We start from the raw sequence: 23,918 nt of genomic DNA, 5'->3' as shown, positions 1-23,918 counted from the left end.
TTTTAGTTACTGTAAATCAAAAAAATAGTGGGCTTCTTATGTAAATCTACCTTTCTTTTTTTCCACTGTGAAATAGGAAACGTCAAAATAAACTCATCTTCCCCGGTGATATTACAGGCAACACACAGCTTAGTCTGGTCTTTACATGTCCGCAATAGCTCGTCATAAAGTGCTTGATTCCGGAAAGGTGTTTCGATAAAAATCTGTGTTTGCCGCTCCTTGAAAGATTGAAGTTCAAGCTCCTTAATTTTACGACCACGCTCTCCTTTATCGATCGGAAGATACCCCTGAAAAGCAAACTTCTGCCCATTAAAACCCGATGCCATCAAGGCTAATAAAATAGAACTTGGCCCCACTAGGGGAACAACACGAATACCACGACGATGTGCTTCTGCAACAATTTCTGCCCCAGGATCTGCCACACCAGGACAACCGGCATCTGACATTAAACCAAGATCCTTCCCTTCCTGTATGGAAGCAAAAAACACAGCGTAGTCGACTTTTTCTCGAACATGCTTACCATAATCATGAATAGTAAGCTGCTGTTGTGGCGTTTTTAATCCGGCCTCTTTTAAAAACCGACGCGCAACTTTCTCGTTCTCGACAATATACGTATCGATGCTGTTTATCAGATCAGCATGAATCAAGGTATATGATGACTTTTCTGCCCTTTCTGCTAAAGGTACAGGTATTAGATATAACACTCCTGATGACATAGCCAAAGCTACTAAAAATATGAACCAACAAAGCATGTAAAACAATTCCACAAAAAGTTCCCTTGCAAATCATCACAAAATTATTTATGTTTGATTGAGATTAATAACATAGCAATCAAATGACTACACAGATCACAGCAGGCGTGAAGGTATCCGTTGACGTTATTTATCAACCCGAATATTCCAATCCGGAAAAACTTCACTATATGTTTTCCTATCAAATAACGATTGAAAACTTGAGCGATAACACGATTCAGTTACTCGGTCGACACTGGGATATCTTCGATTCTATCGGTGATTTCAAACAAGTTGATGGGGAAGGGGTCGTTGGAGAGCAACCGGTACTAGGACCAGGCGAATTACATAGATATGTTTCTGGGTGTAACTTAAAAAGCGAAATGGGCTATATGGAAGGTTACTACGAAATGATGCGGGAAGTGGATGGAAACATATTTTTAGTCGATATCCCTCGCTTCAATCTCATAGCATCTTTTAAGCTCAATTAAACAAAACTAGGAGGTAAACAACAGGCTTCGAAGGCTGCTTATTTAATCCCTCTGTAATTTCTCACCTCATTCGTGCGCAAAACGCTCAATTCCTGTAATATTTATTTATTTTTGTACTTGGGATAGTATGGCTCAGCCAAATGTGATTTTAAGAACAAATGAATAGATATATAATCTTGTATTCTATATTGATTCAGGTGCCCTTTGATGTAGAACAATTCACAGAAAAAACACGCGACAGACATCCTAATAGCTTGCAAAAGAAAGACTTGTATGCAGGTTGCTTTGTAAATAAAAACAAGAAAGTCTACAAAAAAAACATAAAACACTGATAATAAATACATTAAAAATTGAGTATTTTAGCAACGGAACAAGTAAGCCATTCCTACAACGACAGGTGGTTATTTAAAAATCTACATTTCGCACTCCAAAAAGGAGATCGTGTAGCTTTAGTGGGTATTAATGGAACAGGTAAATCTACCTTATTGAAAATCTTAGCCGGAATTGTTGTACCAACAGACGGAAAAGTAGTCAAAGAAAAAGGTATTCGTATCGGCGTTTTGGCACAAGAACCTGACTTCACAGGGATGAAAACAGTGAACGATTTTATCTACAGCGCAGACAATGAACAACAGCAAGTCATAAAAGAATACGAACTTTTATTGAATAACGATGTGGTTGATCAGGATAAACTAGCCGACCTTATGGATAAGCTAACTGCATTGGAAGCATGGGAATACGAGCACAACATTAAAACCATCTTGAACCGCTTACAAATTTCGGATTTCACACAAGACATCCATAGTCTTTCGGGAGGACAAAAGAAGCGTCTATCTCTAGCTAAGCTTTTAATAGACGAACCAGATGTATATATTCTAGATGAGCCAACCAACCATTTGGATATTGAAACAATTGAATGGTTAGAGAAGCTATTAACGACCGGCAACAAAACGGTGTTACTTGTTACCCACGATAGGTACTTCTTAGATAACATCTGTAATGAAATTCGCGAACTCGATAAAGGAAATGTATATACCTACAAAGGAAATTACACCTATTTCTTGGAGAAGAAAGCAGAACGTGAAACCATCGATGTTGCGATGGCAGACAAAGCGCGCAATTTACTCCGTAGGGAATTGGAATGGATGCGCCGTCAGCCGCAAGCGCGTGGAACAAAATCCAAATCAAGGATCGAAGCATACTACGATTTAGAAGACAAAGCGAAAGGACCACAAAAGAAAGAACAAGTTCAACTATCGGTAAAAGTAAGCCGTCAAGGTTCTAAAATTATCGAAATAGAAAATATATCAAAATCATTTGGATCAAACACCTTAATCACCAACTTCAGTTACACATTCAAGAAAGGTGATCGCATTGGTTTAGCAGGAAAGAATGGTACCGGAAAATCTACCTTCTTAAATCTAATTACAAACTCAATACAACCAGATAGTGGAACCATCGAAATAGGGGAGACCACAAAATTCGGTTACTACAAACAGGGCGGTCTCGAGTTCAAAGAAGAAGATCGTGTTATTGATGTCGTAAAAAATGTTGCCGAATATATCGAGATGGCAAACAAAGATGTAATCACAGCATCGCAGTTGTTAACACTATTCCTGTTTCCACCCGAAAAACAATATGCTATGGTTAGCAAATTGAGTGGGGGAGAAAAGAAACGTTTACAACTTATGCGTGTCTTAATGGGTAGTCCAAATTTCTTAATTCTCGATGAGCCGTCCAACGATTTAGATATCGACACATTAAATGTACTGGAAGAGTTTTTAGAAAACTATCCTGGTGTATTAGTTATGGTTTCCCACGACCGTTACTTAATTGACAAGTTAACAGATCAGCTTTTCATTTTTGAAGGAGAGGGCAACATCCGAATATACAACGGAAACTATGCCGATTACAAATCGGAACAAGAGAACGCCCTAAAAGAAAAAAAGGAGCAAGAAAAAACGAACACGATTAATACCCCAGCTCCAGTTAGCGTTACTACTAAAAAAACATTAAGCTATAAAGAACAGATCGAGTATGAGGCCTTAGAAAACGAAATCCAACAGCTCGAAGAAACACTGGAAACAAAAGCAAACAAACTAAACACACTGAGCGACCACACCGAGATAATGACCATCGCCAAGGAGATCGAAGACATAAAAATCACACTAGACCAAAAATCAGAACGATGGATGGAACTAGCAGAAAATATCTAAAAACAAAACGTTCCACGTGAAACAAATAGAATTAAAGAGCAACAGTTTCACGTGGAACATTAATAAAAAACAATGTTTAATAAATATAATGTAATTGTAGTAGGAGCAGGACATGCGGGCTGTGAAGCCGCTGCCGCTGCAGCAAATATGGGATCATCCGTATTGCTGATTACAATGAATATGGGTGTTATTGCGCAGATGAGCTGTAACCCCGCAATAGGGGGAGTAGCCAAAGGACAGATCGTTCGGGAAATCGATGCTATGGGTGGATACACAGGTATCATTGCAGATAAATCAACGATACAATTCCGTATGCTCAACCAATCTAAAGGACCAGCTATGTGGAGTCCAAGAACACAAAATGACCGTATGCGCTTCGCCGAAGAATGGCGTTTAACATTAGAGTCATTATCGAATGTCGATATGTGGCAAGATACGGTCAAAGAAGTAATCGTTGAAAATGGTCAAGCTAAAGGTGTCGTAACTTCCCTGGGTATACGTATTGATGCCGATGCTGTCGTACTTACTAATGGAACGTTCTTAAACGGAACTATACATATTGGTGAAAAACGCTTCGGTGGAGGACGAACAGGGGAGAAGGCCGCGACGGGTCTAACGGAACAATTAGTTTCATTAGGTTTCGAATCAGGTCGCATGAAAACAGGAACTCCACCGCGTATCGATGGCCGTTCGTTAAACTACGCGCTCATGGAAGAACAATGGGGCGACGAGAAAAGAGGACGTTTTTCCTATACCGATGTGGAGATACCAACAGAACAACGTTGTTGCTGGATCACATACACCAACGAGAAAGTACACGAAATTCTTCGCACAGGTTTCGATAAATCACCAATGTTCACCGGCAGAATCAAAGGTCTTGGACCACGATACTGTCCTTCTATAGAGGATAAAATAAATAGATTCGCTGAGCGCGATCGTCACCAGATATTTGTTGAACCAGAGGGTTTCAAAACGGTGGAAATATATGTGAATGGTTTTTCGACATCACTTCCAGAGGATGTACAATTAAAAGCATTGCAATTAATACCAGGTTTTGAAAAGGCAAAAATGTACAGACCAGGATATGCCATCGAATACGACTATTTTCCGCCAATGCAGTTAGACCTCACCTTAGAAACATTGCGGGTTAAAAATCTCTTTTTTGCTGGTCAGATAAACGGTACAACAGGATATGAAGAAGCCGCTGCACAAGGATTCGTCGCAGGTGTCAATGCACATCAACGTATACATGATCAACATGAGCTAATCTTAAAAAGATCTGAATCCTACATTGGCGTCCTTATCGATGATCTAGTAACCAAAGGAACGGAAGAACCATACCGAATGTTTACATCACGCGCAGAGCACCGTTTACTATTACGTCAGGATAATGCAGATATTCGGTTGACACCAATTGCGCATAAACTCGGTTTAGTGGATGATGCGCGACTAGCAAAAGTCAACAAGAAAATAGAAGACTCTGACAAGTTGGTTAGCTACATGCGCGCTACAAGCGTAGCACCAGCGGATATGAACCCAATACTCGAAGAGGTAGGTTCAAGCGCAATTCCGCAGAAAACAAAATTGTTCACACTTTTAAGTAGACCTCAAGTAACAATTAATGACATAGGTCGTGCTTCAAATGACTTTCAAGAATTGCTCCAAAACCACGACGAAGAGACAATCGAACAAGCGGAGATAAAAGTAAAATACGATAGCTACTTTGAAAAGGAAATGGAGATCGTGAACAAAATGAAGAAAATGGAAGATAAAGAAATCAATCCTGATTTCGATTACAAATTACTAACTTCCCTTTCTATTGAAGCACGCGAAAAATTATTAAAAGTAAAACCTCGTACGTTAGGGCAGGCATCTCGAATTTCAGGGGTTTCGCCGTCTGATATTAGTGTACTAATGGTATATATGAGTTAATTAATTGATTATCAATTAATTAAAATAATTAAACAAAACTTATTTTAAAGCGTTCTAAGGCTATATTTTAAAATTTATGATACACGATTCCAAAATAGATAAAACTATCTCAAATCGCTTTAAAATGCGAAATTTAAAGAATATAGTTCTTTTTGGCTTTATGGTGCTCTTTACAAGTACACTCATACGTTGTGCAAATATTCAACGTCCAACAGGTGGACCAAAAGATTCGTTACCACCGAAACTGTTAAATGAATTACCTGCGAATTTCTCACGAAATTTTAAAGAACGAAGAATTGTACTCACATTCGACGAATACATTAAACTAAACAATCAATTTAAAGAATTCAGTATAAGTCCTGATGTCGATGTTCAACCCATCTTTCGCGTAAAGAAGAAAGATCTAATTATTACACTTCCCGATAGCCTGGAAGAAAATACAACTTACACCATTAATTTCGGTAAAGGTCTAGTGGATTATAATGAGGGCAATCCTGTCGTTCATTACAATTATGTGTTTGCGACGGGCAATGAATTAGATTCGCTCTCGCTTAGTGGTTCGGTTAAAAATGGTTTTACGAAAGGCTTTGATCAAAAAAAGGATGAGAATATAAAGGTACTCCTAATACCTACCAGTCAAGATTCTATCTTTGGTAAGAAAAAAGCAAATATCTTCGCCAATGTAGATACAGCGGGCAATTTCAAATTTAATAACCTCCGTGAAAATACCTACCGGATCTATGCCTTGAAAGAACAAAACAATGACCGTATTTTTAACGGAAACGATGAATGGATAGGTTTCTTAAAGGATAGTATCGTCTTAAATAAAAACACGAGTGGCATTCAATTAGAGCTTACAAAAGGTGTTCCTCAACAGTTTCGTACCTTGGAAAAAAAGATTGAAAACACAGGATATGTACTCCTAACATTCAATCAATACCTAAACAAGCCTGCTACTAAAATTCTATTTCCAGCAGATCTTGATAATTCTAAAATTGAAAAATTCAACCTGAATAATGATACTGCAAAAATCTATATCGATAAAGTCGAATTAGATTCAATGAAAATAGAAATATCTGAAATGGGGAAGGTTATAGATACTGTTCTTATTCGAACAAATAAGAATGTAAAATATGACAGAGAACTAAAACCTATACTAAATATCAGTAATAAGGTAGATAAGATCAAGCATATCATTTTGACAAGTTCTAGTCCAATAGCGTCTGTAGATAAGTCCAAAATAGAGCTCTTAGAAGACTCTGTGTCGCGTAGAAACTTTCAGTTAGAACAAGATACTACGAATAGGGAATTGTATCATATACGCTTTAATTGGAAGCCTAAAAGGAACTATGAACTTGTGCTTAAAGAGAAGGCAATAGTTAGTCCATTTGACGACTACAACAAAGAGCATAAAACGATGTTTACACTTGATGAATCGGACAATTATGGAAATGTAAATTTTACCATCACCAATATAGATTCCACCATGCAGTACATAGTGGAGCTAATTGACGAGCAGAAAGAAAAAGTTTTTGATAGAAAAATACTGGAAAAGGGACAAAATACCTTCTCCTACAAAGATTTTCCAGGTGGTAAATATAGTTTGCGTGTTATTTATGATGCGAACAGAAATGGTCGTTGGGATCCAGGAAATGTATTTACGCTAACCCAAGCAGAAAATATATGGTATCTTGGCAAAACCTTCACTATACGTGCAAATTGGGATCAAAATGAAACCATAGAATTGTATAAATAAAAAAAGGACGATGATTAAAAGACTGCCACGTCACTGCGAGAAGCGTAGCGACGTGGCAGTCTTTGTTAATTCAACTTAGGAAGATCACCGCACCAGCGTTTCTCAGGTACGCAATGACGTTTCACATTTCTCAAAAAAAATACTATTACCTTTCTTGAAACCAACTGCTATAATGCACATAATTGTGCGGTAATTTCTGTAACAGAGCTAATTGATCTGCTGTCAGAGGTTTGATCTTCTTCGCTGGGATCCCAGCATAGAGATAACCCGACTCACATACAGTATCTTCTAGTACAACAGCACCGGCACCAATAATAACATTGGATTCTACTACTGCTCTATCCATTACAATAGCTCCCATACCAATTAACACATAGTCATGGACCACACAGCCGTGAACAATAGCCTTATGCCCTATATTGACATAATTACCAATGTCTGTACCATTCTTCTCATACGTACAATGTATAACAACACCATCTTGAATATTGCTGTAATTACCAATACGTATATAATTGACATCCCCTCTAATTACCGCATTGAACCATACTGAACAATGTGAACCTATGAAAACATCTCCCACAATAGTGGCATTTTCGGCAACAAACACATTATCTGCAATTTGAGGCGACTTATCTAAAACAGGTAAAATTAACGGCATCTTAAACGATAGTATCAATAGGTGTTACAGATTTTTCCGGATAATCGGTCGTAAAATGTAATCCACGACTTTCTTTCCGTTGCGTCGCTGATTTAACAATCAGATAGGCTACCTGAATAACATTGCGAAGTTCACATAGTTTGACCGACAACTTAGTATTTCTATAAAATTCTTCCGTTTCCTCATACAAAAAGCCCAATCGACGCATCGCACGATCTAATCGGAAATCTGAACGAACAATACCGACATAATCACTCATCAATTTCTGTGTTTCACGTAGGTTATGCGTTACTAAAATCTCTTCATTAAGTAACTTTACCTTCGACTCATCCCAATTTGGAATATCACTTGCAAAAGGAATAGACGGAAAAATTGCCTTCGCATCTTCAAAAATACGATGTGCATAAACAACCGCCTCTAGTAAAGAGTTGGAAGCCAACCGATTAGCTCCGTGCAAACCCGTTGATGAACATTCACCACAGGCATAAAGGTTATTTATACTCGTTCGTCCCACCTCATCTACCAAAATACCTCCACATAAATAATGCGCAGCAGGAGTAACCGGAATAAAATCTTTCGTCATATCCAAACCAATGGATAAACACTTCTCATAGATGTTAGGGAAATGCGCTAAGATATCAGCCTTATTACGATGCGTTATGTCCAGGTATACAAAATCAATACCCGATTTTTTCATTTCGTTATCAATTGCCCGAGCTACAATATCACGCGGAGCCAAAGACCCCCGCTCGTCATACTCTTCCATAAAAGCTTCGCCACTTACTCGACGCAAAATTCCACCAAAACCACGTACAGCCTCCGAAATTAAAAAAGCAGGGGAATCTTTAGGGTTATATAAAGAGGTCGGATGAAACTGCATAAATTCCATGTTCCTAATTTTCCCTTTAGCGCGATAAACCATAGCAATACCATCGCCTGTCGCTATCGTAGGATTCGTTGTACTTGCATATACGTGACCCGCACCACCAGACGCCATCAAGGTTACCTTACTTAAAAAGATCTCGACAGCGGCCGTCTTTGTGTTCAAAGCATAGATACCAAAACAGCGAATATCTTCCGAACTTTTATCCACATGTACACCTTGATGGTGTTGCGTAATCAAATCTATAGCAAAACAATGCGTAAGAATCTCAATATTAGGGTGTTCGTGAACTTTTTCCAGTAAAGCACGTTCTATCTCATACCCAGTAATATCTTTATAATGTAAAATACGGTGATTCGAGTGTCCGCCTTCACGTGCCAAATCATAATGGTCAGCATCTACTTTATCAAAGTTAGTACCATACTCAATAAGCTCCTTTATACGCTCAGGAGCTTCCCTAACAACGTTTTCCACAATTTCACGATGACACAAACCATCCCCAGCAACCTCAGTATCAGCAATATGCTTGTCAAAGCTATCAGACTTATCCACAACAGCTGCTACGCCACCTTGTGCATATTTCGTATTTGATTCATCTTCATTCGACTTCGTGACAATCAGCACTTTACCTAACTCCGCAGCCTTTAAAGCAAAACTTAAACCAGCAATGCCGGAGCCAATAATCAAAAAATCTACCTTCTTATTTGCCTTCATTGTAAAGAAATCGTGTAAAAACTGAATAACTATAGAACAAATTAACAAAATATGTGGATAACATGTATATAAACCGTGAACTAAAAATGAAAACTTTAATACTTTCCACAATTCACACATTATACACACAATGCTCGGGGATAAATAAGGAAAATATGAAGAGAATATTAACAAATTATGAACAACAAAGAATTCACAAAAAAATATGGAAACTAAAAAGCATAAAAAATTAGAACCTTGATTTTCAAGCTTTAGTTTGTTTAAAACTGTTTATAAATTGTGGAAAACCTCAGTATAACTACAAATCCAATTTATTTTTCTCGCTGTTTTCCCCATTTTCCACAGACTAATAAACAACAAGTTCTATTTCTTTAAAAAACATTATTAATTATTGAAAAAAAGGAATGTGGATTTCGTCTCAATTTCTTTCTTTACTTTTGTATTGTTGATGAGTAACATACATGGACCATTTGGGAGAATGATAATGAACACACAATTTGAAACAGATTTAGAATCTAAAGGATTTATTGACGAACCGATTGATCCAAGTTTAGATATAGTCGCTGAAATTCAACGACTTAAGAAAGAAAAAAATGCCGTTATCCTAGCGCACTATTACCAAGATGCTGAAATACAGGATATTGCAGATTATATAGGAGATAGTCTAGGTTTATCGCAGCAAGCAGCTAAAACGGACGCTGATGTTATTGTTTTCGCTGGAGTGCATTTTATGGCCGAAACAGCAAAAATATTATCGCCAAAGAAAAAGGTTTTGCTACCTGATTTAAAAGCAGGGTGCTCATTATCAGATAGTTGTCCGCCTCATCTTTTTGCTAAGTTCAAAGAGCAATACCCTGATCACCTGGTCATTACGTATGTGAATTGTACGGCAGAACTGAAAGCTCTATCGGATATTGTTTGTACGTCTAGTAATGCCGTTCAAATTGTGGAAAGCTTACCGAAGGATCAAAAGATTATTTTCGGACCAGATCGTAACCTGGGCGATTATGTGCGCAAAAAAACAGGTCGAGATCTAGTATTGTGGAATGGTGCCTGTATGGTGCATGAAATTTTTTCGCAAGATAAAATAGCCGATTTAAGGAAGCAGTTTCCGGAAGCTAAATTTATTGCACACCCCGAATGTGAGGAACATATCCTGGCTACAGCGGATTATATCGGTTCGACATCGGGAATGCTAAAATATACGATCGAGAATCCTGCACAACAGTTTATTGTCGCAACAGAATCTGGAATTTTGCACCAAATGCAAAAAGCTAGCCCGAATAAATTGTTTATTCCTGCTCCGCCAAACAATGTATGTGCATGTAACGATTGTCCACACATGAAATTAAATACGCTCGAGAAATTATACAACTGTTTGTACTACGGATTACCGGAAGTTGATTTGGATCCAGCAGTTATAGAACGTGCAAGATTGCCGATTGAAAGAATGTTAGAAATATCAGAACGGTTTGGACTATAGCTAATTGCACGTATAAATAAATAAAAATGTTTGATAATATAGATAGAACGGATATTGAGCAATTGGGTGAATTTGGCTTGATTGAATATTTAACAAAAGCTGTTGAATTGACACAGCCTTCCACCATAAAAGGTATTGGTGATGATGCCGCTGTTTTGGACTTTTCAGGTCAGAAAATGCTTGTATCAACCGATTTACTTCTTGAAGGTATACACTTTGATCTGCGTTATGTTCCTTTGAAACATCTTGGTTATAAAGCTGTTCAGGTTAACCTGAGTGATATTTATGCCATGAATGGAAAAGCATCGCAGATTACTTTTTCCATTGGATTGTCTTCTAAGTTTCCGTTGGAGGCGGTGGAAGAAATTTACGAAGGAGCACTCATCGCATGCAAGAAGTATGGAGTCGATTTAATCGGTGGAGATACATCGGCTTCGGCACAAGGATTGGTGATTTCTGTTACGAGTATCGGCTATGCGGAAGAAGCAAAAATTGCCTATCGTTCTGCGGCTCAAGAAGGTGATTTACTCTGTGTTAGTGGGGATCTTGGTGGCGCCTATGTAGGCTTACAATTATTGGAGCGTGAGAAACAGATTTTTCTGGAAAACCCTAATATTCAACCCGATCTAGAAGGTAAGGACTATATTGTTGAACGCCAATTGAAACCGGATGCGCGTAAAGATATCGTTGAACTTTTTGAAGCATATGACATTAAACCAAACGCAATGATTGACGTTTCGGATGGCTTAGCATCAGAGATTTTACATATCTGTAAAGCCTCAGGAGTTGGGTGTAAATTGTATGAGGAAAAAATTCCGATCGATCCCATGACCTATGAAACTGCACGAGAGTTTGGTTTGGATCCTACGGTTTGTGCATTGAACGGTGGTGAGGATTACGAGCTGCTCTTTACTATTCCGCAAGATCAATATGATAAGGTAAAGAACCAATTGGATATCACAATTATAGGTTACATAACCGAACAAAATGCGGGCTGTGAAATGATTTCAAAATCAGGTAATGTACATCCTATAAAAGCACAAGGATGGAATGCTTTTAGTAAAGAAAAATAGATTTTAGAATACCTAATATCCCTAAAAGTCCGTGTATGTCACGGACTTTTTTCTTATCTTTAAAGCTTGTTAACCAATTGTAAGTGAGATGAGAAAACCTATTTGGGAACCTTCAGAACAGTATAGTAAATCTTCGGCATTATATAGTTTTCAGCAACATGTCGAGCTGCATAATAATCGGTCTTTTTTAAATTATTCAGCATTGCACGACTGGTCCGTCCAACAGATTGATAAATTTTGGGAAGCTGCTTTGATGTATTTTGATTTATCTTATTCGGGCACATATAATACCGTGTTAGAGTGGGATAATCAAGCCCTTGATTTTGTCGATGCGCGCTGGTTTTCAGGGATCTCTTTGAGCTATGCCGAACATATTTTTAAGAATAAATTAGATTCCGATATTGCTTTACGCTATGCCGATGAAGAGGTTGAATATAAGGAGGTAACATGGAAGGAATTGCGGGATAAAGTTTCTATAATGCAACAGTATCTGCGTGATAGAGGCGTGCAAAAGGGAGATCGTGTTGCCGCGGTCCTTAATAATACGATCGATAGTACCGCTATATTTTTAGCCGTTAATTCGTTGGGGGCTATTTGGTCCTGCTGTTCGCCTGATTTCGGAGATGCGAGTATCCTCGAACGTTTTCAGCAAATAACACCAAAAGTTTTATTTGTCGAAACGGCATATCAATATAATGGTAGGAAATTCATAAAGACGGATACTTTAGATTTTCTAAAAGCAAATATTCCTTCTTTATCCACTGTTGTACAGGTGGATAATGAACTGTGGCGTTCCTTTTTAAGTGGATACCAGGCACATGATTTAGGATTTGAACGCGTAGAATTTGATTTTCCAATTTGGATTTTATACTCGTCAGGGACGACTGGAAAACCCAAAGCTATCACACATCGTACAGGTGGAAATCTCCTAGAACACTATAAGGCATTGGCCTTGCACCAGAATGTTTTGCCTGGCGAAAACTATTTATGGTATACAACCACAGGCTGGATGATGTGGAATTATGCCTTGTCAAGCTTATTATGTGGCGCAACTTTATGTATTTTTAATGGGGCAATACAACACAAAGAACATACCTCGTTTTGGTCTTTTGTTCGGCGATCGGAGGTTCATCATTTAGGAGCAGGCGCCGCATATTTCTCTGCGATACATGATTTAGAAATTAAAGATTATTATCCAAAAGTAATTGGTTCTACGGGATCCCCTCTTCCTATTGCAACATTCGAAAATTTACAATATAAATTTCCAGATGTACATATTATATCATTGAGTGGAGGAACGGATGTATGCAGTGCCTTTTTATCGGGATGTGCATATCTTCCAGTTTATGCTGGAGAGATCCAATGTCGTACATTGGGCTCTGATATTGTAGCTGTTAATGATCAATGGAACGAGGTAATAAATGAGGTAGGAGAGTTGGTTATAAAACAACCCATGCCCTCGATGCCTTTGAAATTTTGGAATGATCCGGAAAATACAAAGTATAGATCCAGTTATTTTGAACAGCAAAATGGTCTGTGGAGCCATGGTGATTGGATAAAAATCAATGAGCACGGTGGCATACAAATGTTTGGACGATCAGATGCTACACTAAATAGAGGTGGAGTTCGTATTGGAACCGCGGAAATTTATAATGTTGTTAATGCTTTAGACTCTGTAGTAGATAGTTTAGTGATCAGTATCGAAGATGAACATGGAAACAGCACCATGATTATTTTCTTACAATTAGTACCCAATGGTCTTCTGGAGGAAACCACACAACAAATTAAGCAGGGATTACGGACAGCTTATAGTCCGCGCCACGTGCCGGATACATTTTATGAAGTCGATGATATTCCGTATACCTTAAGTGGTAAGAAATTAGAGATACCAATTAAGAAGATATTTTCCGGTGCATCGATAGAAAACGCAGTTTCAAAAGATATTATGCGTAATCCGGAATGCCTGATGGCCTATGCTGAACTCGCTAAGGATAGGTAAGGGATAGGTATGTTTTGGTAACATATATGTTCCCAATTACCCGAAAAACATTAGTTTTTATATATTTGAAAACTAATGTTTTATAAATAAATGAATCCAAAACACCTAAAATTCTTAAAAAAGAGAAAAATATTTTTTTATAGTGGACTAAGTGCCTTGATGATGAGTGGATTAAATCTATCGGTACAAGCGCAGGATAGTGTTTCACGTGTAGAAAGCCACAAGAGAAATTATGTTAAAGTAGAGATTTTTTCGGTTGGCGCGAGTGCCGATCTATCAGGTTCTAAAAATCATCCGGATCGAGAACTAATGGGAACACGACAAGATATAGCACTATCTTCTTCCATTAGAATAAATCACCTATTTTCCAATAAAATAGGTTGGTATGCTGGTCTTAAACTTGATTATTTGGATGAGAAAAGTTCCGCATTTTATGACGCTATACCAGTTGGTGAAATATTACTGCGCGTATTTTATGGAGGCTTTGTTCCGGCTTATACTGTGGATGCGGGATTATTGTATCGTATAGAAACAAAACGTTGGGATATTCATCCACGAGTAGGATTTGGTTATGGATTGTTCCTTATGGATCGCGATTCTGATAAGAGTAAAACACTCGAAGATGGTTCAAAGCAGCGAAATATATACACACAGCGCGCGTCGGGTAGTTTACTGAATGTAGGAATCAGCAGTCACTATTTTGTGAGCCGGAAAAGTTTTATTTCTCTAAACGCTACTTTACAGCAGCCTTTAGAGAAATCATATGGTGAATTGTCAACGACAATAGACGAACAGCCAACAGTTAATAGACGCTATGAAAGTGCGGGTATTGGTCGCAATCTCACGATAAGTGTCGGCTACGGTTTTACTATTGGTAAACGCTCTTTATAGCAGAAAATCAACGATTAAGTTTGAATAACCCCTACATTGTATTTTTCAATAGTGGGGTTATGATTTGCTGCTTCTATACCCATAGAAATGATGTTTCGCGTTTCAGCTGGGTCGATAACACCATCGACCCATAATCGTGCTGCGGCATAATAGGGACTCAGTTGTTCATTATATTGTGCTTCTATTTTAGCAAGTAGTTCCTTTTTATCTTCATCCGATAAAGTAGTGCCTTTTCCTTTTAGGGTTGCTTCTTGTATTTGGAGCAGCGTTTTACCAGCAGCAGCACCACTCATAACAGCCATGCTTGCCGTCGGCCAAGCATAAATTAAACGTGGATCGTATGCCTTTCCACACATCGCATAGTTTCCGGCACCATAGCTGTTACCTACGATAAAGGTGAATTTAGGAACGACTGAATTAGCCATAGCATTCACCATTTTGGCACCGTCCTTAATAATACCGCCTTGCTCAGAGCGCGAACCGACCATAAATCCTGTTACATCCTGAAAAAATATTAAAGGTATTTTTTGCTGATTACAGTTCATAATAAATCGAGCAGCTTTATCGGCTGAGTCAGAATATATCACACCGCCCATTTGCATCTCTGTTGTATTTCCTGGCTTTTTAGCCTTAACGACTTCCCGTTGGTTGGCTACAATACCGACCGCCCAGCCATCAATACGCGCTAGCGTACAAAGGATCGTTTTTCCATAATCCTTTTTATATTCTTCCATCGAATCGGCATCGACAATAGTCTTTAGCAACTCCCGCATATCATACGATTTTAATCGATCGAGCGGTAAAATATCATATAGTGCTTTCGGTTTGTATGCTGGGGCAATTGGCGTTTTACGTGAAAAATGGGCATGCTCATGGTGTCCAAATTTATCAACTATATTACGAATAGCGTCCAGACAGCTGTTATCATCGGGGTATTTGTTATCTGTTACGCCCGAAATTTCACAATGTGTAGTAGCACCACCAAGTGTTTCATTATCAATAACCTCGCCTATGGAGGAACGAACTAAATAGGAACCCGCTAAAAAGACAGACCCTGTTCCTTCAACAATTAAAGCATAATCCGACATGATGGGCAAATAAGCTCCTCCTGCTACGCAAGAACCCATGATGGCGGATATCTGTGGAATGCCCATCGAAGATAATTTGGCATTATTTCTAAAAATGCGACCAAAGTGTTCTTTGTCCGGGAAAATTTCATCTTGCATCGGTAGGTATACGCCAGCGGAATCGACCAAGTAGATAATAGGAATATGGTTTTCCATAGCGATTTCTTGAGCACGAAGATTTTTTTTGCCCGTCATCGGAAACCAAGCACCTGCTTTTACTGTAGCATCGTTGGAAACGACCACACATAAGCGACCGCTAACATAACCTAAAACCACAACTACACCAGCATTAGGGCAGCCTCCATGTTCGACATACATACCATCGGCAGCAAACTTGCCTATTTCCACATAGGGCTGGTTGTCGTCCAATAAATAGGTGATTCGTTCCCAAGCAGTGAGCTTGCCTTTCTCTTTATGTTTCTCAATTTTCGATAATCCACCTCCCAATTGAAGCTTCTCGGTTTTTTGCTTTAGAAGGTCCAGTAAATCTTGCATACTTACGTGGTTTTAATTATTGTAATTTATAAATGGTAGAATGTTATGAAATTATAAAAATTTTAAATTATCAATTGTTTTTTATATTTTTCACAAATCCAGTGTAAACTTACAAAATATTATGTTACATACATACGAAAATGAGCAATTAGCTTTGGTTCGAGAAAGTGCTCGCCAATTTGCCAAAGATTTTATCAAACCACATATTATGGACTGGGATGAGAAGCAATTCTTTCCCGTCGAACTCTTTAAAAAAATGGGACAGCAGGGCTTTATGGGAATTCTTGTTCCCGAAGCATATAATGGATCCGGACTCGGATATCAAGAGTATATAACGATACTTGATGAGATTTCGAAAGTGTGTGGATCTATTGGTTTATCGGTTGCGGCACATAATTCCTTGTGCACAAATCATATCTTATCCTTTGCAAATGAAGAACAGAAAAGAAGGTACTTGCCTAAATTAGCAACCGCTGAATGGATAGGGGCTTGGGGATTAACGGAAACCGGTTCAGGATCAGATGCCGGTGGTTTGGCAACGACTGCTGTGAAAGATGGAGATTATTATATTATTAATGGCTCTAAGACATTTATCACACATGCCATTAGTGGTGATGTAGCTGTTGTAATGGTTCGTACAGGCGAGAAAGGGCATAAGAGAAATGTTACAGCCTTTATTATGGAGAAGGGAACACCCGGATTTTCTGCTGGACAGAAAATCGATAAGTTGGGCATGCGTGCTTCAGAGACGGCGAGTTTGTTTTTTGATAACTGCCGCGTCCACAAGGATCAGGTTATCGGAGAGGAAGGAGATGGTTTTGTGCAAGCTTTGAAACTGTTAGATGGCGGACGTATTTCTATTGCAGCTTTGTCGTTGGGTATCGCAAGAGGTGCTTATGAATGTGCGTTACGTTATGCTAACGAACGGGAACAATTTGGTCAACCAATATTTAATTTTCAGGATGTTGGTTTTAAATTAGCGGATATGGCAACAAAAATAGAGGCTTCGGAGTTATTAGTAAGACAAGCCGGTCAGCTGAAAAATGAAGGACTTAAGGTCACTAAAGAAGGCGCTATGGCAAAACTTTATGCTTCGGAAGTGGCTGTAGAAGTATCCAACGAAAGTGTACAGATTCATGGTGGATATGGTTTTACAAAAGATTTTCCAGCGGAAAAATTCTTCCGCGACGCTAAACTTTGTACAATAGGAGAAGGAACAAGTGCAATACAAAAGATGGTAATAGCCAGGGAGATTAAGAAAGATGTCTAAAAAAGAACATATACAGATTGTAGATTGTCCGCGAGATGCGATTCAGGGAATAGACAAATTTATTCCAACGGAACGAAAAGTAGCATATATCAATCAGTTGGCGAACAGTCGGCTGATTGACTTTATTGATTTTGGTAGTTTTGTTTCTCCTAAAGCAGTACCCCAAATGGAGGATACGGCTATTTTAGTTGATAGTATAGATAAAAAAGAAAGTAAATTGATTGCTATTATAGCGAATGTGAAAGGTGCCGTTCGAGCAGCGCCCTATCAAAATATAGATTATTTAGGGTATCCATTTTCTATTTCGGAAACCTTCCAGAAGCGAAACGCCAATCAATCGATTGAAGAAGCATATCAGTCTGTGGAGAAGGCAAAAGATGTTATGGCACAAGCGGGTAAACAAGAATTGATGGTGTATATATCTATGGCTTTTGGAAATCCATATAAAGATGCTTGGCATGCCGATCTTGTTTTGGAATGGATGGAAAAACTAGGTGAATTAGGTATTTATAAGTTCTCTTTGGCGGATACCACGGCTGAAGCTACGCCAGGTGTAGTACATGATATTTTTACAGCCACGCGTCACCGTTTTCCGGATGTTGAATTAAGTTTGCACTTACACAGTAGGGTCGAAGATGCATCCCTAAAAGTGGACGCGGCGCATCGGGCAGGCTGTCGTATTTTTGAGGGAGCAATGATGGGATACGGTGGATGTCCCTTTGCACAAGATGATTTGGTAGGAAACATTCCAACAGAAATATTGTTACGTAGATTTAAACAGGTAAAAGAAGGTGAAGTACAGCATCTTATGCAAGGTTTTCAGGAATTAATACAGAAATAAATGACCTATAATTATATAAAAACAGATATTACCAATTTTGTATTTACGTTAACACTTGCACGACCAGAGAAACGAAATGCATTTACTCCAACGATGGTGAATGAGATACGTCATGCTTTAGTGTCTGCAAATTATGATGATCGTGTAAAGTTAGTTTTAATAAATGCTGAAGGGCCAGTCTTTTGTGCAGGAATGGATTTAAAGACATTTAATGATCCAAGTCTGGATATTCAGAATCCTCATATTGTAAATAAAGAAATCTCTTTGGGTGAAGTTATGGAGCAATTGAATAAGCCTTCGGTCGCTATTTTGGAAGGAGATGTTATTGCTGGTGCCTTTTTACTGATTGCAAATTGTACCTATGTATTTGCTGCAGAAAAGGTGCGGTTTCGATTACCGGAATTAAGCATTGGCTTATTTCCTTTTCAGGTGATGGCAGGATTATTAAAAGTTATGCCGGAAAAAATGATGCTTCAGCTTTGTTTGAATACGGATTACTTTGATCGAGAAAAAGCCAAAGAATATGGACTGGTTGATCGTAATTTAGAAGATGTTGATTTTCTTACTTTTGTGGATCGATTCAATACGGTAGAGACGAAGGCCCTGGTTGCTGGGTTATCCGCAGCAAAGGAATTGCCAATGATCACACCAGATAAAAGGTATAACTACCTTTTGGAAAAGCTTGCTGCACTACGGGATATTGAAAAGTAATATTAAGCTCTTTTTTCGATGCTGAAGCTGTTGTAGCCAATACCAATTTCGATCTCTAAGAGACGTTGCTGTAACATTTCCAGAATAGCCAGAAAATTATAGACAAATTGCACCTTATTTTCTGAGTTTTTAGCAATCTGATGAAAGTCTAATTTTTTGTTTAGCTCAATAAGGTCAGCGATTGCTCTTTTTTGTTGTTCAATCGTATAGGGATATTTGATGACGGTATGTGTAACCTCTTTAATCCGATGCGTAAAGTTGAACATCATCTTTTCATACATCATCATAAGTTTATACAAATCAAAGGAAGCTAATTCTTCATCTGTACGGTCTTTTTTTCTAGCTATCTTATTATCTGCTTCTATATTTCCACGTGAATGAAGTCTATTTCTATTTTCTTCAAGCACGCGCATCTCTTCACAGATTTCCTTAAACTGCTTGTATAAAATAAGTTTCTGGGTAAGTTCCTTTTTTAGATCAATTTCATTTTCAGGATCATCCAGGTCGGGCCGTGGAAGAAGCATTTTGGCCTTGATACGCATTAACGTGGAAGCAACAAAAATGAATTCACTTGCCAGCTCGATATTTAAAGACTGCATTTTCTGTATATAATCCAGAAACTCATCTGTAATCTTCGAAATAGGAATATCATGGATGTTTAATTCATCCCTTTCGATAAAAAAGAGCAACAGGTCGAATGGACCTTCAAACTGCTCCAGTTTAATTTCGTAAGCTGTTGTTTGCATATTCAATCCAAAAATAAACAATTGTACCCGAACTTTCAGTTTAAAGCAGTGAGTTTTACAAGGTTTAGGGTAGTAGTTAAACTATTATTTACCTATATTGTTCTGTAGTTTAACGAATAAGTCGTTAATTTGTAACTTATTTATAGATAATAAAAATATGCAAGTAGAGGCAGGTCCGCTATTACAACAGATAAACTATCCATCCGATTTGCGAAATTTAAATGCAAAGCAGCTGGAAGAAGTATGCACCGAGCTTAGACAATTTATAATTGATATCGTCTCGGTCAACGGAGGACATTTTGCAGCCAGTTTAGGTGTGGTAGAATTAACAGTTGCATTACATTATGCGTTAAATACACCTTACGATCAAATTGTTTTTGATGTTGGACATCAGGCTTATGGACATAAAATATTAACGGGAAGAAGAGAGCTTTTTCATACCAATCGTATTTATGGTGGTATTTCTGGTTTTCCAAAACGAAGTGAGAGTCCATACGATACATTTGGAGTAGGTCACTCTTCGACCTCCATCTCTGCTGCACTCGGGATGGCTGTTGCTTCGGCCTATAAAGGTGAAAGCGATCGCCAACATGTTGCGATCATTGGCGACGGCGCCTTGACCGGAGGAATGGCTTTTGAAGCATTAAATCATGCGGGAATAGAAAAATCCAACTTACTCGTTATCTTGAATGATAACTGTATGTCCATTGATCCTAATGTAGGAGCGATGAAGGAATATTTAACCAGCATAACCACATCAAAGAGCTATAACAAATTCAGAGATGAACTGATTGCTGTCTTGGCAAAGATTTCAAAAAATGGACCGGATGCCTATGGTTGGGCCAAAAAGCTGGAACAAAGCATAAAAGGAACATTACTGAAGAACGCAAACCTTTTTGAATCTTTAAACTTTAGATACTTTGGCCCAGTTGACGGGCATGATGTAAATAAACTGACGCGTACCATAGAGGATTTGAAACATATTCCTGGACCGAAATTGTTACATGTGGTAACTGTTAAAGGTAAAGGCTATGCTTTGGCGGAGAAGGATCAAACAACATGGCATGCACCAGGTTTGTTTGATAAAATAACGGGCGAAATAAAAAAATCTCCTGTTGATAAACCACAGCCACCCAAATATCAGGATGTTTTTGGACATACGTTGGTGGAATTGGCTGAAGCTAACGATAAGATTATGGGGATTACCCCAGCGATGCCATCGGGATCTTCAATGAATATTATGATGAAGGCGATGCCTGACAGATCTTTTGATGTTGGTATTGCTGAGCAGCATGCTGTAACGTTTAGTGCGGGGCTAGCCTCGCAAGGAATGGTTCCTTTTTGTACGATTTATTCCACATTTATGCAACGGGCCTATGATCAGGTTATTCATGATGTTGCGCTGCAGAAATTAAATGTGGTTTTCTGTTTAGATCGAGCAGGATTAGTGGGAGCCGATGGCCCGACGCATCATGGAGCTTATGATATTGCTTACATGCGTTGTGTACCGAATATGATTGTTGCTGCACCAATGAACGAAGAAGAATTACGGAATTTAATGTATACCTCTCAGCTTCCAGATCAAGGACCATTCTCGATACGATACCCACGCGGAAATGGTGTAATGGTTGATTGGAAGCGACCGTTTCAAGAAATAGCCATTGGTAAAGGGCGTAAATTAAACGATGGGGAAGAGGTTGCCATATTAAGTTTTGGAACAATTGGAAACGAAGCGACCAAAGCGATAAAAGTATTGAACGAAGAGGGAATTTATCCTGCACATTATGACCTACGTTTTGTGAAACCTTTGGATGAAGAAATGTTACATGAGGTCTTTCGGAAGTTCAGCAAGGTCGTGACCATAGAGGATGGTTGTATTGTCGGAGGTGTTGGATCTGCTGTTCTCGAATTTATGTCAGATCACGGATATAATGGGCAAGTAATTCGTTTAGGAATTCCGGATGAAGTTATAGAGCATGGTGAACAAAAAGAGCTATGGAAAGCTTGTGGTTATGATGCTGAATCTGTTGTATTACAAGTAAAGCGATTAACGCAAGGTATAAAAACGGATTCAATGGTCTCTTAAAAAACTATTGACGAAAAAAAATTAAGGGAAGGTTTAAATAACCTTCCCTTTTTTGTTTTTTATCTGTATATTTATAAGCAAGAAATAAAGAATAGTTTTCCACACCAATACGCCGATAAGACCGAAACGAGTAAAACAAGGCTTTGTAAAACCTGTAAAAACAGGGATGTTGAAAAAATATAAAATAAGCAATTTTAGAGACTAAAAAAAGCGAAAAAATCACTTAAGTAATTGACTTATAGTATTGTTTGTTTTTTTTGTTTTTTTAGTTTTTTAACTCGGAATTTTTTGTCATCTTCGTCTTGAGAGAAAGTTATAAACAATTTTTTTGTCGAATATTGGTTTTCAAGTTATTAACAATTTAGGAATGGAAAAAACGTGTACAAGTGTTTGGAATAGCTGTCTGCAGATAATCAAAGACAATATACCGGCGCAGAGTTTCAAGACCTGGTTTGAGCCAGTAAAAGCAGTCGGTCTTAATGGAAGCGTTTTAACTATTCAGGTACCTTCAGTTTTCTTTTACGAATGGCTTGAAGAACATTATGTTGGAATATTACGTAAAACGATAAAGAAATTTTTAGGTGAACAAGGGCGTTTAGAGTATAATATCATTGTCGATAAATCATCAGCAAATACACCATATACTACTAATATTCCATCTAACGGAAATGGTGCAGAAGGAAAAAAACAGTCGATCCCTGTACCTGTAGCATTAAATAAAAATATCAAGAATCCATTTGTGATTCCTGGGTTGAAGAAGTTGCAAGTAGATCCACAGTTGAACCATCATTATACATTTGAAAACTTTATTGAAGGAGAATGTAACAGGTTAGCGCGATCTGCAGGTTTTGCTGTAGCAAATAAGCCCGGAGGGACATCGTTCAACCCGTTGATGATTTATGGTGATGTAGGATTGGGAAAGACACACCTTGCGCAGGCAATAGGTAATGAAATTAAAAAGAATCTATCGGATAAGTTGGTGATCTATGTTTCTTGTGAGAAATTCTGTCAGCAGTTTGTAGATTCTTTGAAGAACAACACCATTAATGATTTTGTGAACTTCTATCAAGCGATGGATGTGATCATAATGGACGACGTGCACAACTTCGCTGGAAAAGAAAAGACACAGGATATCTTTTTCCATATTTTTAACCACCTGCATCAGTCTGGAAAACAAATTATCTTAACATCGGATAAAGCGCCTAAAGATTTATCAGGATTGGAAGAACGCCTTCTTAGTCGTTTTAAATGGGGCTTATCGGCAGATATCCAAGCACCAGATTTGGAAACAAGAATGGCTATCCTTAAAAAGAAGATGTATTCTGATGGTATTGAACTACCCGAAAATGTGGTGGAGTATGTGGCGACACAAATCGACAATAGCGTTCGTGAATTAGAGGGGGCAATGGTGTCTTTATTGGCACAATCGACCTTGAACAAGAAGGATATTGATTTGAACCTGGCTAAGTCCATGCTGAAGAACTTTGTGAAAAATACACACAAAGAGATATCGATGGAATATATACAGAAATTGGTTTGTGAATATTTTGAAGTTCCTGTCGAGATGGTTAAATCTAAGGTGCGCAAAAGAGAAATCGTTCAAGCACGTCAGATATCCATGTATCTTGCAAAGAACCACACGAAATCGTCTTTAAAATCTATTGGGAACTTCTTTGGCGGAAGGGATCACTCCACAGTTATCTATGCGTGTCAAACAGTAGAAGACTTAATAGAGACAGATAAAAAATTTAAAACCTACGTACAGGATATACAAAAGAAACTTAAGACTTCTTAAGCAACAGCTGTTGCTTA

18 protein-coding genes are annotated in these 23,918 nt (G+C 38.2%); 13 read left to right on the top strand and 5 right to left on the bottom strand.

Features of this window, described 5'->3' with window-relative positions:
* Positions 1-2: 2 nt before the first annotated feature.
* The gene (locus B9Y69_RS13105; protein ID WP_085473436.1) at positions 3-716 is read right to left on the bottom strand and encodes an SAM-dependent methyltransferase; all 714 of its coding nucleotides are present in this window, start codon (positions 714-716) and stop codon (positions 3-5) included.
* A 119-nt stretch (positions 717-835) separates the two neighbouring features.
* Here B9Y69_RS13105 and apaG point away from each other — a divergent pair, with 119 nt between their 5' ends.
* The 4 genes from apaG (at position 836) to B9Y69_RS13085 (ending at position 7,126) form a co-directional block, all read left to right on the top strand.
* Positions 836-1,222, top strand: a complete 387-nt coding sequence (apaG, locus tag B9Y69_RS13100) for a Co2+/Mg2+ efflux protein ApaG (RefSeq protein WP_085473435.1) — start codon at positions 836-838, stop codon at positions 1,220-1,222.
* A 350-nt stretch (positions 1,223-1,572) separates the two neighbouring features.
* A complete protein-coding gene (locus B9Y69_RS13095; protein WP_085473434.1) occupies positions 1,573-3,438 on the top strand; it encodes an ABC-F family ATP-binding cassette domain-containing protein in 1,866 nt (621 codons plus the stop codon).
* A gap of 72 nt (positions 3,439-3,510) precedes the next feature.
* A complete protein-coding gene (gene mnmG, locus B9Y69_RS13090) occupies positions 3,511-5,370 on the top strand; it encodes a tRNA uridine-5-carboxymethylaminomethyl(34) synthesis enzyme MnmG (RefSeq protein ID WP_085473433.1) in 1,860 nt (619 codons plus the stop codon).
* Between the two features lie 124 nt (positions 5,371-5,494).
* Complete coding sequence (locus B9Y69_RS13085) at positions 5,495-7,126, top strand: Ig-like domain-containing domain (RefSeq protein WP_234991239.1); 1,632 nt, start codon at positions 5,495-5,497, stop codon at positions 7,124-7,126.
* 145 nt (positions 7,127-7,271) lie between these two features.
* Here B9Y69_RS13085 and B9Y69_RS13080 read toward each other — a convergent pair whose 3' ends face one another.
* Both B9Y69_RS13080 and nadB read right to left on the bottom strand, forming a co-directional pair.
* Positions 7,272-7,787 carry a gamma carbonic anhydrase family protein gene (locus tag B9Y69_RS13080; RefSeq protein ID WP_085473431.1) on the bottom strand — a complete coding sequence of 172 codons (516 nt, stop codon included), beginning with the start codon at positions 7,785-7,787 and terminating at the stop codon, positions 7,272-7,274.
* Position 7,788: 1 nt separating this feature from the next.
* The gene (nadB, locus tag B9Y69_RS13075) at positions 7,789-9,384 is read right to left on the bottom strand and encodes an L-aspartate oxidase (RefSeq protein WP_085473430.1); all 1,596 of its coding nucleotides are present in this window, start codon (positions 9,382-9,384) and stop codon (positions 7,789-7,791) included.
* Between the two features lie 484 nt (positions 9,385-9,868).
* Between nadB and nadA the strand changes: the two genes are divergently transcribed.
* The 4 genes from nadA to B9Y69_RS13055 all read left to right on the top strand — a co-directional run bounded on the left by nadA (position 9,869) and on the right by B9Y69_RS13055 (position 14,830).
* Positions 9,869-10,867 carry a quinolinate synthase NadA gene (gene nadA / locus B9Y69_RS13070; RefSeq protein ID WP_085473429.1) on the top strand — a complete coding sequence of 333 codons (999 nt, stop codon included), beginning with the start codon at positions 9,869-9,871 and terminating at the stop codon, positions 10,865-10,867.
* A 26-nt stretch (positions 10,868-10,893) separates the two neighbouring features.
* Entirely contained in the window at positions 10,894-11,940 is a 1,047-nt protein-coding gene (gene thiL / locus B9Y69_RS13065) for a thiamine-phosphate kinase (protein WP_085473428.1), read from the top strand.
* 88 nt (positions 11,941-12,028) lie between these two features.
* Entirely contained in the window at positions 12,029-13,939 is a 1,911-nt protein-coding gene (locus B9Y69_RS13060; RefSeq protein ID WP_085473427.1) for an acetoacetate--CoA ligase, read from the top strand.
* 90 nt (positions 13,940-14,029) lie between these two features.
* Positions 14,030-14,830 carry a hypothetical protein gene (locus B9Y69_RS13055; RefSeq protein ID WP_085473426.1) on the top strand — a complete coding sequence of 267 codons (801 nt, stop codon included), beginning with the start codon at positions 14,030-14,032 and terminating at the stop codon, positions 14,828-14,830.
* A 14-nt stretch (positions 14,831-14,844) separates the two neighbouring features.
* Here the strand turns inward: B9Y69_RS13055 and B9Y69_RS13050 are convergent, their stop codons facing one another.
* Positions 14,845-16,452, bottom strand: coding sequence for an acyl-CoA carboxylase subunit beta (locus B9Y69_RS13050; RefSeq protein ID WP_085473425.1), 1,608 nt, complete (start codon positions 16,450-16,452; stop codon positions 14,845-14,847).
* A 121-nt stretch (positions 16,453-16,573) separates the two neighbouring features.
* Between B9Y69_RS13050 and B9Y69_RS13045 the strand changes: the two genes are divergently transcribed.
* The 3 genes from B9Y69_RS13045 to B9Y69_RS13035 are packed head-to-tail and all read left to right on the top strand — an operon-like array spanning position 16,574 to position 19,274.
* Positions 16,574-17,722, top strand: coding sequence for an acyl-CoA dehydrogenase family protein (locus B9Y69_RS13045; protein ID WP_085473424.1), 1,149 nt, complete (start codon positions 16,574-16,576; stop codon positions 17,720-17,722).
* Entirely contained in the window at positions 17,715-18,563 is an 849-nt protein-coding gene (locus B9Y69_RS13040) for a beta/alpha barrel domain-containing protein (protein WP_085473423.1), read from the top strand. The genes B9Y69_RS13045 and B9Y69_RS13040 overlap by 8 nt, the downstream gene beginning before the upstream one ends.
* Complete coding sequence (locus tag B9Y69_RS13035) at positions 18,564-19,274, top strand: enoyl-CoA hydratase/isomerase family protein (protein ID WP_085473422.1); 711 nt, start codon at positions 18,564-18,566, stop codon at positions 19,272-19,274. It begins immediately after the preceding gene.
* A 2-nt stretch (positions 19,275-19,276) separates the two neighbouring features.
* On the opposite strand, the gene B9Y69_RS13030 is transcribed toward B9Y69_RS13035, so the two are convergent.
* Positions 19,277-20,020, bottom strand: coding sequence for a segregation and condensation protein A (locus B9Y69_RS13030; RefSeq protein WP_085473421.1), 744 nt, complete (start codon positions 20,018-20,020; stop codon positions 19,277-19,279).
* Positions 20,021-20,177: 157 nt separating this feature from the next.
* Between B9Y69_RS13030 and dxs the strand changes: the two genes are divergently transcribed.
* A complete protein-coding gene (dxs, locus tag B9Y69_RS13025; RefSeq protein WP_085473420.1) occupies positions 20,178-22,106 on the top strand; it encodes a 1-deoxy-D-xylulose-5-phosphate synthase in 1,929 nt (642 codons plus the stop codon).
* Positions 22,107-22,473: 367 nt separating this feature from the next.
* Positions 22,474-23,901 carry a chromosomal replication initiator protein DnaA gene (gene dnaA / locus B9Y69_RS13020; protein ID WP_085473419.1) on the top strand — a complete coding sequence of 476 codons (1,428 nt, stop codon included), beginning with the start codon at positions 22,474-22,476 and terminating at the stop codon, positions 23,899-23,901.
* Positions 23,902-23,918 lie beyond the last annotated feature (17 nt).

This window comes from Sphingobacterium psychroaquaticum (genome assembly GCF_900177625.1).
Taxonomy (GTDB): Bacteria; Bacteroidota; Bacteroidia; order Sphingobacteriales; family Sphingobacteriaceae; genus Sphingobacterium; species Sphingobacterium psychroaquaticum.
Note: the sequence above shows the minus strand (reverse complement) of the source record. Positions and strands in the feature narration are given on the sequence as shown.